This window comes from Caballeronia sp. LZ043 (genome assembly GCF_031451075.1).
Lineage (GTDB): Bacteria > Pseudomonadota > Gammaproteobacteria > Burkholderiales > Burkholderiaceae > Caballeronia.
The window spans coordinates 1,330,928-1,344,507 of the sequence record NZ_JARUXT010000001.1; the positions used below are offsets into that span (position 1 = coordinate 1,330,928).

A 13,580-nucleotide genomic window follows, 5' to 3' on the forward strand; every position below is an offset into this window, starting at 1 on the left:
ACGACATCTTTACCGCAGGGTTCGCGCATGACCGACCGGAAACCTGCAATCCATGCATCCATCATATCGGTTTGCGCGCGGGCGTGGGTTGGGGAAGCGGTGTGCCGCCGCTCGCTGATCACGCTTTGAGCACGCACCGAAACTGCCGTGCGTTCAAACACTTGCCTATATTCTCATACAGTTGTCCACAACTCTGTGCTCAACCTCTGTGGGTAACCCAACACAAGTGCGGTTACGGGCGCCGTGCGCATCCATCCGCGCACTCACTTACAAAAAAATCCGTGCGGTTTTGGGGTGACGCGCGCGAATTCTTTAAAATGCGCTGTTACCCTCGGTCGACACCGGCCCGCTCATTCGCTCGCCCGTCTTTGCAGTCGCGCCCGCACAGCAGTGCAGCGGCGCAGCGCGCGCCACCGGCGCACGCCGAACGAACCCAGTCATGCCAATCATCAAACGACCCGACTCATCGAATTCCACGCGACACGATCGCGAACCCAGCTGGAACGAATCACGTAACCAGGCACGCAACGACTCCGACGCCGGCAGCCGCAATGGCCGCGGCGGCGGTGATGGCGGCGGCCGCCGAGGCGGCGGCAACGGCCGCAATGATCGCAACGGCAGGAACGGCGGAGGCGGCCGTGGCGGCCGCTCCGTGCTCGGGCGCATCGCGCTCTGGTGCGCCGGCCTCGTGGCGCTGGGCGCCGTGGTGGGCGGACTCATCGTCGGCTATGCGCTCGTCGTAATGGAGCCGAACCTGCCGTCGCTGAATGCGCTGATCGACTATCGGCCGAAGGTGCCGCTGCGCGTCTACACGGCGGACCACGTGCTGATCGGCGAATTCGGCGAGGAACGCCGCAGCCTCGTGCGCTTCCAGGATATCCCCGACCAGATGAAGAAGGCCGTGCTCGCGATCGAGGACTACCGCTTCTACGATCACGGCGGGGTGGATTTCGTCGGCATCCTGCGGGCGGGGGTCGCCGACCTGATGCACGGCGGCGCGTCGCAGGGCGCCAGCACGATCACGATGCAGGTGGCGCGCAACTTCTTCCTCTCCAGCGAAAAGACCTACACCCGCAAGGTCTACGAGATGCTGCTCGCGTACAAGATCGAGCGCGCCTTGAGCAAGGATCAGATTCTCGAGCTGTACATGAATCAGATTTATCTGGGCGAGCGCGCGTATGGCTTTTCGGCTGCGGCGCGCGTGTACTTCGGCAAGGACCTGAAGGACATCTCGCTCGCCGAGGCCGCGATGCTCGCGGGCCTGCCAAAGGCGCCTTCCGCGTATAACCCGGTGGTGAATCCGAAGCGCGCGAAGGTGCGCCAGCAGTACATCCTGAAGCGCATGCTGGACCTGAACTTCATCACGCGCGAGCAGTACGACCAGGCCGCTGCGGAAGAAATCCACACGAAGTCCGCCGGCACCGAGTACGGCGTGCATGCCGAATACGTCGCGGAAATGGTGCGGCAGATGATGTACGCGCAGTACAAGGAAGAAACCTACACGCGCGGCCTGACGGTGGTCACGACTATCGATTCCGCGGATCAGGACGCCGCCTACAAGGCCGTGCGCAAGGGCGTGATGGACTATGAGCGTCGCCACGGCTATCGCGGTCCGGAAGGCAACATCAACCTGCCGTCGAACGCGGACGATCGCGCCGAGGCCATCGAGGACGCGCTCGTCGATCACCCGGACAACGGCGAACTCGTGTCCGCCGTGGTGACGTCGGCGAGCCCGAAGCAGGTGACGGCGCAGTTCGTCGGCGGCGATACCGCGACGCTATCCGGCGATGCCCTGCGCTTCGTCGCGGCCGCGCTGCGCAGCAATGCGTCGAAGGCGCTGGCCATCAAGCCGGGTTCGATCGTGCGCCTCACGCGCGACGACAAGGAGAAGGGCGGCTGGCAGATCACGCAGCTGCCGCAGGTCGAAGGCGCGCTGGTGTCGATGGTGCCGCAGGACGGCGCGATCCGCGCGCTGGTCGGCGGCTTCGACTTCAACAAGAACAAGTTCAACCACGTGACGCAGGCCTGGCGCCAGCCGGGTTCGAGCTTCAAGCCGTTCATCTACTCGGCGGCGCTCGACAAGGGGCTCGGGCCGGCGACCATCATCAACGACGCGCCGCTGTACTTCCCGGCGACCAACGGCGGCGATCCGTGGGAGCCGAAGGACGACGACCAGCCCGATGGCCCGATGTCCATGCGCACCGGCTTGCAGAAGTCGAAGAATCTGGTGTCTATCCGGATCCTGTCGTATATCGGCACGAACTACGCGCAGGACTTCGTCACGAAGAACTTCGGCTTCGACAAGGACAAGACGCCGCCGTACCTGCCGCTCGCGCTCGGCGCGGGTCTTGTCACGCCGCTGCAGCTGTCCGGCGCGTATTCGGTGTTCGCGAACGGCGGCTATCGCATCAATCCGTATCTGATCGGCGAAGTCGACGACGCGCGTGGCGCCGTCATCTCGCGCGCCAATCCGTTGACGGCGGGCAGCAATGCGCCGCAGACGCTGGAGCCGCGCAACGCCTACATCATGAACAGCCTGCTGCACACGGTGGCGACGCAGGGCACGGGCGCGGGCACCAACGTGCTGAAGCGCAACGACCTGCAAGGCAAGACCGGCACGACCAACGATGCAAAGGATGGCTGGTTCGCGGGCTATCAGAAGCAGCTGGTTGCCGTGGCCTGGATGGGCTATGACCAGCCGAAGACGCTCGGCAGCCGCGAGTTCGGCGCGCAATTGGCGTTGCCGATCTGGGTCGAGTACATGGGGCGCGCGCTGCGCGGCATTCCGCAGCAGGAGATGACCCAGCCCGACGGCGTCACGACGGTCGACGGCGAGTTGTTCTATGCCGATCGGACGCCGGGCATGGGCTTCGTCGCGAGCGTCGGGCTCGACAACACCAATCCGATGGCGGGCGATGCGACCACCATGGGCGGTGTCGGTCCGGCGGGCATGCAGGCGCCGCCGCCGCCGCAAGTCACCACCGACGAGCGCAAGCAGATCATGGACATGTTCAGCAAGCCTTAGGCTGTGCTGTTTTCAGACGCTGCGTCGTAAAGCAAACGCGCCGGGTTCTTTCCGAATCCGGCGCGTTTTTTCTGGGTCAGGCGGCCGCTGGTCAGTGACCGGTCGCTCCCGCCGGCTTGACCGAGCAGTTCATGTTCAGCGTGGACTTGTCCGCGAACGTCAGCGTCAGCGGAATCGTGGAGCCCACCTTGAGCGGCTTTGCCGGTTCCTCGAGCATCAGGTGATAGCCCTTCGGCGCGAAGTCGAGCTTGCCGTGGGCGGGGACATCGACGGAATCGACGGGCGACATCGTGGCCGTGCCGCTCTTCATTTCGGACTTGTGCATCATCGCCATGCCGAAGGCAGGGGTTTGCGCGTCGGTGAGCGTGACGGGCGTGTCGCCGTTGTTGGCGAGGCTGAAATACCCCGACGACGGCAGCGTGGGCGGCATCGCGCGAATCCAGCAGTCATGCGCTTCGAGCGTGGCCGCCTGAGCGAGGGACGCGCACGCGAGCGCGCCTGTGAAGAAAGCGATTTTTTTCATGATGCTCACTTGACGGTGAAGTTGTAGTGGCCTTGCGTGCGATGTCCGTCCGCGGCAAGCGCGGTCCATTGCACCTTGTAGACGCCCGGTTGCAGCGCAGGAAGCGCGACGCTCATGTGCTTCTTGTCGTTGTCGGCGACCACGGACTTTTCGGTGTTGACCTGGGTGCCTTGCGCATTCGTGACGATGAGCTTGCTGAAGGTCGGTTCGAGCGCTTCGCCGAAGTCGATGGCGACTTCGTGCGGCGCGCTGACGGTCGCGCCGGGGCCGGGCTGCTGCAATTTGGGCAAGGCGTGGGCGAGCGTGAGTTGCGCGGCCAGGGCGCAGGCGAGCGCGAGCGCGCCGCGCACAAGCGATGATGACTTCATGACGTGTCCTTGAAGGTTCCGGACGGGGTGCGTCGCGGAAGGGTGTTGAAATGGAGGCGCGGCGTGGTGGTTTCAGGCGCGCGCGTCAGACGTCAGAAAGCGGCGGGCGGGGCGCGGGGCTGTGCGGCGCGCAGTCGTGCGCTGAATGGTGCGTCGGCGGGAGCTTGGGTCACGAACGGCTCGCGCGTGGCTTGCAGAATGTTGGAGCTGGATGGCGTTGCGGGCGGAGTGGGCGCGTGCGCGATGAAGTCGCAATAGGCGCAGGCTTGCAGGTGCGCGAGACTGTCGTGTTTAGTGCGATGCGCGGGAGGCTGCTGGTCTGACAGCGCGGTGGGTGCAACGGAAGCGCAGACTGAAGCGAGCAATGCATCGATGCGCGCGTGTTCGAGCGCCTGCGACGTGACGGGCACAAGCGAGAGCAGCAGGATCGCGCAAAGTGCCGCGATTCCGCCGATCTTCCTGACGATGGCCCGACGCAAATGATGCATGCCGCGTTCGATGGTTGGACGATGCTGAGCGAGGGATTATGCCATGGGGGTCTGGCGGGGCGGCGTCTCGGGGAGCGACGGTTCGACGCGGAGGAATGCAGAAGAAGAACGGCAGACAACAAAAAACCCGCTCGATGGCGGGTTGAAGTGTACGACGTGTTGCCTGATTCACTCGTCTTGACTGACGCGCTGCTGCATGAATCTTCAACTGTGGTTGCGGGGGTAGGATTTGAACCTACGACCTTCGGGTTATGAGCCCGACGAGCTGCCAGACTGCTCCACCCCGCGTCCGTCGAAGAAAAGATTATAAGTCATCGCTTACTTGAGCGCAATGGCTTGCTCGTCTTTCGATGCATGTCGAACCGAATTGCCTGAACGAGACGATGCTGCATCGAGTCGCTTTAGCACCGATGCATGGCCGGTTCGCATGTTGCTGTTGCATCCGCGCATGTCAAAATCGCAAGCCTCGGCCGTGTGCCACGCACAGAGGTGCCGTGACTCAAGCGCGGCACACACCCACCAGACAAGCCAGTCAAGGAGTCGCACGCTCATGGACATTCCACACGTTCTGCAGGCCATCGCGCATCAGGAACGCACGCTCGTGTTCCCGCAGTTCCATGCCGAACAGGCGTGGCAGATCGGCTCGCAATTGCGCGAGATGGCGGTGGCGCGCGGCGCGGCCGTGGCCATCGATGTGCGCACCTTCGGCCGCAAGCTGTTCTATATCGCGCTCGACGGCACCACACCCGACAACGCGCGCTGGATCGAACGAAAGTCACGCACCGTCGAACACTTCCGCCGCAGTTCGTATGCGCTCGGGCTCACGCTGCAACAGGCGGGCACCACGCTCGCCGACAAGTTCAGCCTCGATCCCGCCGAGTTCGCCACGCATGGCGGAGCCTTTCCGCTGCGCGTCGCGGGCGCGGGCGTGATCGGCTCGGTGGCGGTCTCGGGACTGGCGCAGCGCGACGATCACCAGATGGTCGTCGAAGCGCTCTGCGCGGTACTTGGCCACGACTTCAGCCAGCTCTCGCTCGGTCAGGACTGACGTACGACGACCGACACGCAACCTCCCAGCCTTGAAGGAATCGATGCGCTCAACCGCTTATGTCCTGCTCGCGATCGCGATCGTCGCCGAAGTCATCGCAACCTCCGCGCTGCGCGCCTCCGATGGCTTCACGCGCCCGCTTCCCGCGGCGATCGTCGTGGCCGGATACGGAGTGTCGTTCTATCTGCTGTCGCTGACGCTGCGCGCGTTGCCGGTCGGCGTCGTCTATGCCGTGTGGTCGGGCGCGGGCATCGTGCTGATCACGCTGGTCGCCGCGCTGCTCTTCAAGCAGACGCCTGATCTGCCCGCGATGCTCGGCATGGGTCTCATCGTGGCGGGCGTCGTCGTGCTCAACGCGTTCTCGAAGATGAGCGCGCACTGAGAACCATCGAATGATCGGGACCGCGCGTGCGAACGCTGCGGCGTTATTTGCAGCGGACGATCATCGAACGATTCTTCACGTTCGCCGAGATCACGTTGGTGATGCCGCCGCCGGTGGGGCCGCCTTCCTCGTTGTCCTTCGACACGATGTCGTAGCCGGTCGCGCCGCATTTCTCGCCGGCCAGGACGTAGCAGCTGGCCCAGCTGGATCCGGCATCGGCGCCGCTGCAGTTGACCGCGTAGCCCGTCTGGCCATCGGGCAGGTTGATCAGCGAAGCATCGTTCGACGATGCACATGCGCCGAGACTCGCCATTGCGAGCGCGGCCGCGCCAGTCAGCGCGGCACGCAGCCAGGAAGCCTTCGAAGCAACGTCCGAAGCGTCGGGTTGAATTGCGCATGCGGAGTGTCGGCGCGTGCGCCGGCCGTGATCCTTCATCTTTACCTCGTGAAAACGAATGATGTTGCGCCGCTCACAGGACGGTCACAGGACAGTCGCATGAGGGCCTTTTTGAGAGAGCGCATTGTCCCATACACGCCTTACGCAACACGTAAGCGCTTGTTAGCGAAGCCGTCCGCCGGGCGCGATGCTTGCGAAAGAAGGCTGAAGGACCTACGCCGCGGCGAGACGACCGCGGCGCCGATGAAACAATGGGAACGAATGAACTAATTTCCGGATCCGACGCCTTACTGTTCTGATCGGCGGTTGAAATTGCCTGATCGAAGCGTCGTGAGCCGCGGCGCGCGGTCCGTCAAAGGAGGAAGAAACATGGCAGAACGAGTCACGGGGCCATACCGGGGCTACTACATCAGCGCTTCGGCGCGGCTCGTGCAGAACCACGAGCCACAGAGCGAGGCCGGGCCGATCTACGTCGGATCGGTGAGTCTCGCGCAGGGCGGCCCGGACGACGTGCATCGTTTCGAGGCGCTCGTCGACCTCGGCCCGGAGCAGCGTTTCTCGACCGAAGACGAGGCGCTCGCCCACGTCGAACAGGCAGCGCGCGAGTATATCGACCGCTTGCTGCGTCCGGCATGATACGCCCCATTCACCTGAGACACGCGGTGCTGTTCGACGTCGCGAGCTGCCTGGCCGACTTGTTTCCGAGCGGCGCAGACATCGCGGAGATCGGACTGGAGGCGGCGCCTTCGCTGTTCGTCAGTTGGCGCACGGGTGGGGTGGCCAATCATCCTGGCAACATCGCATGGGGCGTGCATTACCGCTTCGATGCGCAGGTGCTGCGCACCTATCCGCAGCTCGCCGACGACGCCCGCGAGCGGGTCTGCGAGCGCGTGCGCGAGATGAGCCGTCTGCTGGATTTCAATTACGCCGATCCCTTGGCGAGCTCGCTGCTGGTGGTCGATATCCACGAGCACGTGCTTGCTGCGTAACGCACTCGCTGGCGTTATCGCGAAGGCCGCGGGGTATGGACCGCACGACGGCCGCGCAGTTACCATAGTCGCCGCACCGCTTTACGCGAAGCATGAGCCGGTCGAGCGCTCCGCATCATTCGCGTGGAGCGGGCCGTCACGGCCAAGCTACGAGACCATCATGGACATCCGATTTCTTCAGGACGCGCCCGACTATCGCGATTCCAATCTGACCGTCGAATTCGCCGCGCTCGTCGATGGCCGGCGCGTGCCCTGCGCGATCTCGGTCGAAGCGCTCGAAGATCATTTCGGCGCGCAGACCTATGACAGCGCGGGCTGGATCAATGCGTTCGACGCCGCGCGCACGCACATCGAAGCCGTGGCGCGCGAGCATTTGCGCGTGACCAACGGCATGCCGGTGCTCCTGAAAAGCGGCCACTTCCCGCCCGGTCCGGTAACGCCGACGCAGCACTGAAGCCCACGCGAATTCCACTCTTACATGGCGCGATGTAAGACCTGCATCGCGGTGTTTGTGCCCGCCGATAAAAAGATGCGAACGCCCCCGAGCGTCTGCTTTCGCGTTATCACGCAACGGAGTACCATCTCCAGACTCGCCGCACGCGATGCGATTCGCTCGGCATAGTACTTGCTCGACGCCATGCGCTCGGCTTGAGCAACCACATTATAAAAATCGCACGGGGTCGTCATGTTCCATTCCTTTCTTCACTCGCTTGTCGAGTCCAATGCGCTATGGCTCATCTGGGCAGCCGTCGGTGTGCTGATTCTGGCGGTATGCATCGTGTTCGCTTCTGTCGTCCTGCGCGACTCGGACGAGCCGCTGTACGAGTCGGTCGCGCGGCCGGACAACGACCGCATGCCGGTCTGACCGGGTCATCGGCGGCGCAGGGCGGGGCCGCGAATTGACTTCGAAATTGACGGTGCCGACAATGCCTCGCATGGGACCGCGAGCGCACCGCACCGAGCAGAGACGCGAGCAGCGCATGGCGCTGCGCGAGCGCATACTTGAAGTCTCGCGCGAGATCGTCAGGCGGGAAGGCTTCGCTTCGCTGTCGATGAGAAAGCTTGCCGGAGCCATCGATTATTCTCCCGCCGCGCTCTATCTTCACTTCAGGAGCCGCAGCGAGATTGCGCGGGCGCTGTGCATGGAAGGCCACCTGCGTTTGCGCGAGGCGTTCGTTGCGCAGGCGAGCATCGTGGACCCGGCCGCCCGTCTGCATGCGATGGCGCGCGCGTACGTCGAATTTGGTCTGGCCGAACCGCAGACGTATCGGCTGATGTTCATGGAGCCGGCGCTCTCCGGCGAAGCCGCGACGGATGATGTCGGGGCGCAGGCTCCAGCAGATGCTCAAGAAGCCTCCGGCGCCGTTGCGGCCATGCTGGCGCCGATCGCCGACGCGTTCCTCGAGCTGCGCGCGGCCGGACGCCTGCCGCCGCACGCCGTGCCCGCGGCCTGTGCGGAAGGACTCTGGGCGAGTCTGCATGGCATCGTCGCGCTGAAGCTGAACGGCGCGGCATGGCCCGCCACATTAGTGGAAACGCTCGTCGAGCTGTCGCTCGAAGCGTGGTGCAAGCAGGCGGACGAGCGCGCCGGCCAGACGCGAAACACGGGAACCAAACCTCGGAAAGCAGAACCTCAAGGCAATTCAGCGAACCGACCCGACACCTCAACACGATGACCACCGAAGACATCCGAATCGACACCGCCAACGGCATCGGCTTCATTGCGCTCGAACGTCCGAAGGCACTCAATGCGCTGACCGCGCCGATGCTGGGCGCGATCAGCGAGGCGCTGCGCGCATGGCGGCACGACCAGGCGATCCGCGCAGTCGTCATCTTCAGTCCGCACGTGCGCGCGTTCTGCGCGGGCGGCGACATCCGCTTCCTGTACGAATCGGCGAAGGCGGGCGAGCGCGAAGCCATCGACGCTTTCTTCACCGAGGAATACAAGCTCAATCACGCGATCTTCACGTTCCCGAAACCATATATCGCGGTGGTGAACGGCGTCGTGATGGGCGGGGGCATGGGTATCTCGCAGGGCGCGCATCATACGGGCGGCCTGCGTATCGTCACGCAATCCACCAGGATGGCGATGCCCGAGACGCGCATCGGGCTGTTTCCGGATGTCGGCGTGAGCTGGTTTCTTGCGCGCGCGCCGGGCGCGATCGGCCGCTATCTCGCGGCCACCGGCGCGACCATGGCCGCTGCCGATGCGCTCTATGCCCGCATGGCCGACGCCTATCTCGACGACGGCGCGTTGCCCGGCTTGATCGAATCGCTGCGACATCAGCGCTTCCTCGATGGCGTGGAGATCGTGCGTTTCGTGCAGGGTGAAACCACGAAGTACAAGGTGGCGCCCATCCCCGAACGCAGCGCGCTCGCCGATGCGCGCACCCTGATCGACAAGCATTTTGCGGCGGGCAATGGCGCGTCGATCCTGGCGTCGCTCGAGCGCGATGCCGATGCCGGTCAAGAGTGGCCGCGACAGACGGCCATGGAATTGCGCGAGCGTTCGCCGCTATCGGTCGATGTGGCCTTGCAGCAAGTGGACCGCGCGAAGTTCTCGACCATGGCGGAGACCTTGCGTCGCGATCTCGACCTCACGCGCACGGTATTCGAACGCGGCGACGTGGTGGAGGGCATCCGCGCGCGCATCGTCGACAAGGACAATCAGCCGCAATGGAAGCTGGCGCGGCTGGAAGACGTGAAGGCCGCGGACGTCGAGCGCATGTTCGAAAGCGCGTGGACGCCGGCGGCGCATCCGCTCAGGCTTTTGAAGGATTGAACGGGGGAGCCTCGCGGCGTGCAAGCGGCCCGGTCGGGCCGTTTTTGTTTTATTTGCGGCGTGAGCGCGGATCAGCGTGTGTCGCTGCCTGCCATCAAGGCGCGCATGAAGACGAGGGCGCCCCAGCCCCAGATCGCGTTGGCGATGAAACTGGGCGCGAGGCGCGGCAGCATGTTGCCGGCGGGCCAGATGCCGCGGATGGGATCGATGATGAACGCGCCGACCGCCGTCAATACGATGCCGCCGAACACAAGTGCCCCGATCCATGGTGCGCTGCGGTCCGGCGCGACACGCAGCAGCCACGCCATCAGAACGCCGAAGACCGCGCTCCAGAGCGCGTTGGCGATGAATTCCGGGATGCCGAGCGGAAGGAAGGGCAGGGTGGAGAAGCCAGCGGGATCGATGAGGCCTGCCGCGTGCAGCAGTGCCAAGGTCGATTCGCGAAAAAAGAGTGCGGCGAGGAAACCGGAAACGAACGGCAGAATGATTTTTTGCATTGGCAGGACCGCTTGGATCGCTTGAACATGTCAAGCCCGGAGCCGCGGTTCTCTCGGAGTATCGTGACGAGCGCCATTATAGGGGCGTCGCGGGTGCTTCCAGCCTGCGACCGGCGCCGTGCATGACTATTTCGCGATTGCGTCGCTCGCGGGGCTGTGGTGCAGCATGCGATCGCTGTTCTGCGGCGGAGTGGGGCGCTTGACCGGCATGTTGTCGGGGTTGTCGGGACGGGTCGCGCTTGCGGATGGCGCACCGGGCGTGGTCGGCGGTTTGACCATCGAGGCGCCGTTGTCCGGGCGGCTGGGCTGGGCTTGCGCTGTGTGGGCAAGCGCGGCGCTGAGAAGGAGAGCAGCTGTCGCGAGACGATGGCGGGGCATGATGGTTCTCCGGGCGGCGTAGGCGAAATGCCTTGGCTGAGTGCACGGAGAAGTACAGCAAGTTTCTGCCCAGCCCGGAGAGGTTAAGTGGACGGGCCTTCTGTCCAGTCGTACGCGGGTCTGCGACCGGACTAGGGTGAGGTCGGCTGAAAAAAGTGGAAGCCAACGTTTCGTACAATCGTGAAACGGAGGCATGAATGAATCGAATTCCCAAAGCGGTCTACACGAGCGAGTTTCGCGAGGAGGCGGTCAAGCAGGCATTGACTGAAGGTGTCGGTGTTTTGGAAGCGGCACGCCGGCTCTCGGTTCCGCTCAAGACACTGGCGAACTGAGTGCGTTCAGCCAAGGCAGGCAAACTGCAGAAGGTCGGCAGGGACCAGAAGCCGCTGACCGAACTGGAGGCCGAGCTGGCGCGCGTGCAGCGAGAACTGGCGGAAGTGAAAATGGAGCGCGACCTGTTAAAAAAATTCGCGACGTACTTTGCGAGGGAGTCGCGGTGAAGTACGGCGTGATTGAACAGATGCGACAGGATTATCCGGTGCCACCGATGTCCAGAAGCTCCTCAGGCAGTTCGGCATGCGCGCGTCGATGAGTCGCCGCGGAAATTGCTGCGATAACACGCCGATCGAATCGTTCTGGGGGGCACTCAAGAACGAACTGATCTATCATCAGCGCTTCGCAACGCGCGAGCAGGCCAGGCTCGCCATCGCCGAGTACATCGAAATGTTCTACAACCGGCAGCGCACGCAGGCACGTCTGAACTACCTGTCGCCTGCCGCATTTACGCGGCGATTCTATCTGGATCGTACCGTTGCTTAACGCGTTGGCCTCCACTGATTCCGACCGACCTCATGCGCGAGCGAGCGCTCGCCTGAGAAGAATGCAAACATCATTTTCGCGTTGCCCGGATTGCCGACCTAGCGCAAACACGAACCCCGAAAAGCAAAAAGCCCAGTTCATGGAACTGGGCTTTTTGCATGAATTCTTGGGGTGGCTGATGGGACTCGAACCCACGACGACAGGAATCACAATCCTGGACTCTACCAACTGAGCTACAGCCACCACTGTTACTGCGATCCCGACTGCTTTGAAACAGCTACCGCAGCAATCAAGAAGCGAGATTATACGAACAAAGACCACACTTGACTAGTCCTTTTGAGCGTCTTTTTCCGCCCATCGGCGTTCACGATTCGATTGCTTCCATCGCCTCACGCAGATGCCCGCGCGCTTCGTCGAAGATCGCGAGATCGCCGGTGGCGAGGCGGCGGCTGTCGGACAGGACACGACGCCATCCGCGCGCACCCGCCACGCCGCGATACAGTCCGAGCGCATGCCGTGTCACCGCGCCGAGATAAGTGCCGCGCGCGAGCTCGCCGCGCGCATATGCAATCAGCGCTTCCTCGATCTCTTCACGCGAAGGCACTGGCGTGGACGCGCCATAGAACCGCGTGTCCACGGCTGCCAGCACGTAGGGGTTGTGATAGGCCTCGCGGCCGAGCATCACGCCGTCGACGTGCTTCAGATGCTCTTCGACTTCGTCCAGCGTCTTGATGCCGCCATTGATCGAAATCTCCAGATGCGGAAAATCCCGCTTCAGCCGATACGCATAGTCATACTTCAACGGCGGAATCTCGCGATTTTCCTTCGGGCTTAGCCCTTTCAGGATCGCGTTGCGCGCGTGCACGATGAAAACCTCGCAACCCGCGTCCGCCACGGTCCCGACAAAATCCCGCACGAACGCGTAATCCTCGACCTCGTCCACGCCGATGCGATGCTTGACCGTGACCGGTATCGATACGGCGTCGCGCATCGCCTTCACACCGTCCGCGACGAGCTGCGGCTCCTTCATCAGGCACGCACCGAACGCGCCGCGCTGCACGCGCTCCGACGGGCAGCCGCAATTGAGGTTGATTTCGTCGTAGCCCCACTGTTCGCCGAGCTTCGCGCTGCGGGCGAGATCGGCTGGCTCGCTGCCGCCAAGTTGCAACGCGACGGGCGCTTCGGCCGGCGTGAAGGCGAGATGACGGGCGACGTCGCCATACAGCAGGGCGCCGGTCGTCACCATCTCTGTATAAAGCCAGGTGTGCCGTGACACCAGACGATGCAGAGAACGGCAATGGCGGTCGGTCCAATCCATCATCGGAGCGACGGAGACACGACGGGACTTGAGCTTGGGTACGGCGGCCATGAGCGAATGAGCAACGGGCCCACTGAACGCGAGCCGCTTGAAAATAAAGGGAATTTGCGATTTTACCGCACTGCGGCGGAAAACCGGGCAGGAAGGCGTCGCGCGGCGTCCGGGACCCCGTTCGCTCCGCCCACCCCCACGCCACCCCATGCTACGATTTTCCCTTCCCCCGGGACGAAATTGGAGGCAGCCATGGCAACCTTGGCGATCGACGGCGTGCGCTGGGTCAACGACCGCGTGACCAGCGTGCGATGGGGCAGTTTCGATTCATCCACTAACGACTGGACCGCGCCCACCACCATCGTGGACGTTCAGCAGGTCGTGGACGCCATCCACAGCGGCAAGGAAGTGCGCACGCTGTTCACGCTCGGCGGGCGGACCTTTCTCGGGCCGAAAGTGGGCGCGCTGCCTTATACAAACGGCCACGTGGGCATCGAGGCGCGGGTTCAGGACGGGCAGATCGAGAAATCGCTCGAGGATCTCCCCGCCGTCTGATCCCGGCGCGGTCCGTTTCC

The 13,580-nt window shown here is 63.7% G+C and carries 17 protein-coding genes, 2 tRNA genes and 1 pseudogene; 11 read left to right on the forward strand and 9 right to left on the reverse strand.

Translation table 11 applies throughout. From position 1 onward, the window contains the following. The first annotated feature begins 439 nt into the window (after positions 1 to 439). Positions 440 to 3,025 carry a penicillin-binding protein 1A gene (locus QCE64_RS05945; protein ID WP_309915614.1) on the forward strand — a complete coding sequence of 862 codons (2,586 nt, stop codon included), beginning with the start codon at positions 440 to 442 and terminating at the stop codon, positions 3,023 to 3,025. A gap of 91 nt (positions 3,026 to 3,116) precedes the next feature. Here the strand turns inward: QCE64_RS05945 and QCE64_RS05950 are convergent, their stop codons facing one another. The 4 genes from QCE64_RS05950 to QCE64_RS05965 form a co-directional block, all read right to left on the reverse strand. Continuing rightward, positions 3,117 to 3,548: a copper chaperone PCu(A)C gene (locus QCE64_RS05950; RefSeq protein ID WP_309915618.1), complete on the reverse strand. Its 432-nt coding sequence runs from the start codon at positions 3,546 to 3,548 to the stop codon at positions 3,117 to 3,119. A gap of 5 nt (positions 3,549 to 3,553) precedes the next feature. After that, positions 3,554 to 3,916 carry a copper resistance protein CopC gene (locus QCE64_RS05955; protein WP_309929912.1) on the reverse strand — a complete coding sequence of 121 codons (363 nt, stop codon included), beginning with the start codon at positions 3,914 to 3,916 and terminating at the stop codon, positions 3,554 to 3,556. Positions 3,917 to 4,008: 92 nt separating this feature from the next. Continuing rightward, positions 4,009 to 4,404 (reverse strand): DUF2946 family protein, encoded by a 396-nt coding sequence (locus tag QCE64_RS05960; RefSeq protein WP_310003066.1) that lies wholly within the window; start codon positions 4,402 to 4,404, stop codon positions 4,009 to 4,011. A 211-nt stretch (positions 4,405 to 4,615) separates the two neighbouring features. Further along, a tRNA-Met gene (locus QCE64_RS05965) sits at positions 4,616 to 4,692 on the reverse strand. Between the two features lie 262 nt (positions 4,693 to 4,954). On the opposite strand from QCE64_RS05965, the gene QCE64_RS05970 reads away from it, so the two are divergent. Both QCE64_RS05970 and QCE64_RS05975 read left to right on the forward strand, forming a co-directional pair. After that, positions 4,955 to 5,452, forward strand: a complete 498-nt coding sequence (locus QCE64_RS05970; RefSeq protein WP_309915627.1) for a heme-degrading domain-containing protein — start codon at positions 4,955 to 4,957, stop codon at positions 5,450 to 5,452. A gap of 43 nt (positions 5,453 to 5,495) precedes the next feature. Continuing rightward, positions 5,496 to 5,834, forward strand: coding sequence for a multidrug efflux SMR transporter (locus tag QCE64_RS05975; RefSeq protein ID WP_309808146.1), 339 nt, complete (start codon positions 5,496 to 5,498; stop codon positions 5,832 to 5,834). Between the two features lie 43 nt (positions 5,835 to 5,877). Here the strand turns inward: QCE64_RS05975 and QCE64_RS05980 are convergent, their stop codons facing one another. Further along, a complete protein-coding gene (locus tag QCE64_RS05980; RefSeq protein ID WP_309915630.1) occupies positions 5,878 to 6,270 on the reverse strand; it encodes a hypothetical protein in 393 nt (130 codons plus the stop codon). Positions 6,271 to 6,600: 330 nt separating this feature from the next. Between QCE64_RS05980 and QCE64_RS05985 the strand changes: the two genes are divergently transcribed. The 6 genes from QCE64_RS05985 (at position 6,601) to QCE64_RS06010 (ending at position 10,002) form a co-directional block, all read left to right on the forward strand. Next, on the forward strand, positions 6,601 to 6,867 hold the full coding sequence (locus QCE64_RS05985) for a hypothetical protein (RefSeq protein ID WP_309915633.1): 267 nt from the start codon (positions 6,601 to 6,603) through the stop codon (positions 6,865 to 6,867). Beyond that, entirely contained in the window at positions 6,864 to 7,220 is a 357-nt protein-coding gene (locus QCE64_RS05990; RefSeq protein ID WP_310003068.1) for a hypothetical protein, read from the forward strand. The genes QCE64_RS05985 and QCE64_RS05990 overlap by 4 nt, the downstream gene beginning before the upstream one ends. Positions 7,221 to 7,380: 160 nt before the next feature. Further along, positions 7,381 to 7,674, forward strand: a complete 294-nt coding sequence (locus QCE64_RS05995) for a DUF1488 domain-containing protein (RefSeq protein WP_309915639.1) — start codon at positions 7,381 to 7,383, stop codon at positions 7,672 to 7,674. A 231-nt stretch (positions 7,675 to 7,905) separates the two neighbouring features. Then, the gene (locus QCE64_RS06000) at positions 7,906 to 8,085 is read left to right on the forward strand and encodes a hypothetical protein (RefSeq protein WP_309808151.1); all 180 of its coding nucleotides are present in this window, start codon (positions 7,906 to 7,908) and stop codon (positions 8,083 to 8,085) included. Between the two features lie 61 nt (positions 8,086 to 8,146). Further along, the gene (locus tag QCE64_RS06005; RefSeq protein ID WP_310003070.1) at positions 8,147 to 8,896 is read left to right on the forward strand and encodes a TetR/AcrR family transcriptional regulator; all 750 of its coding nucleotides are present in this window, start codon (positions 8,147 to 8,149) and stop codon (positions 8,894 to 8,896) included. Beyond that, on the forward strand, positions 8,893 to 10,002 hold the full coding sequence (locus tag QCE64_RS06010) for an enoyl-CoA hydratase/isomerase family protein (protein ID WP_309929922.1): 1,110 nt from the start codon (positions 8,893 to 8,895) through the stop codon (positions 10,000 to 10,002). The genes QCE64_RS06005 and QCE64_RS06010 overlap by 4 nt, the downstream gene beginning before the upstream one ends. A gap of 71 nt (positions 10,003 to 10,073) precedes the next feature. On the opposite strand, the gene QCE64_RS06015 is transcribed toward QCE64_RS06010, so the two are convergent. Continuing rightward, complete coding sequence (locus tag QCE64_RS06015; RefSeq protein ID WP_309929923.1) at positions 10,074 to 10,499, reverse strand: hypothetical protein; 426 nt, start codon at positions 10,497 to 10,499, stop codon at positions 10,074 to 10,076. A 126-nt stretch (positions 10,500 to 10,625) separates the two neighbouring features. Next, complete coding sequence (locus tag QCE64_RS06020; RefSeq protein WP_310003072.1) at positions 10,626 to 10,877, reverse strand: hypothetical protein; 252 nt, start codon at positions 10,875 to 10,877, stop codon at positions 10,626 to 10,628. 197 nt (positions 10,878 to 11,074) lie between these two features. Here QCE64_RS06020 and QCE64_RS06025 point away from each other — a divergent pair. Beyond that, a pseudogene (locus QCE64_RS06025) lies at positions 11,075 to 11,696 on the forward strand (IS3 family transposase). A gap of 167 nt (positions 11,697 to 11,863) precedes the next feature. On the opposite strand, the gene QCE64_RS06030 reads toward QCE64_RS06025, so the two are convergent. Both QCE64_RS06030 and dusA read right to left on the reverse strand, forming a co-directional pair. After that, positions 11,864 to 11,939 (reverse strand) — tRNA-His (locus QCE64_RS06030). A 121-nt stretch (positions 11,940 to 12,060) separates the two neighbouring features. Beyond that, complete coding sequence (gene dusA / locus QCE64_RS06035) at positions 12,061 to 13,065, reverse strand: tRNA dihydrouridine(20/20a) synthase DusA (protein ID WP_310003074.1); 1,005 nt, start codon at positions 13,063 to 13,065, stop codon at positions 12,061 to 12,063. Between the two features lie 192 nt (positions 13,066 to 13,257). Here dusA and QCE64_RS06040 point away from each other — a divergent pair, with 192 nt between their 5' ends. Further along, complete coding sequence (locus tag QCE64_RS06040) at positions 13,258 to 13,560, forward strand: hypothetical protein (protein WP_309915655.1); 303 nt, start codon at positions 13,258 to 13,260, stop codon at positions 13,558 to 13,560. Positions 13,561 to 13,580 lie beyond the last annotated feature (20 nt).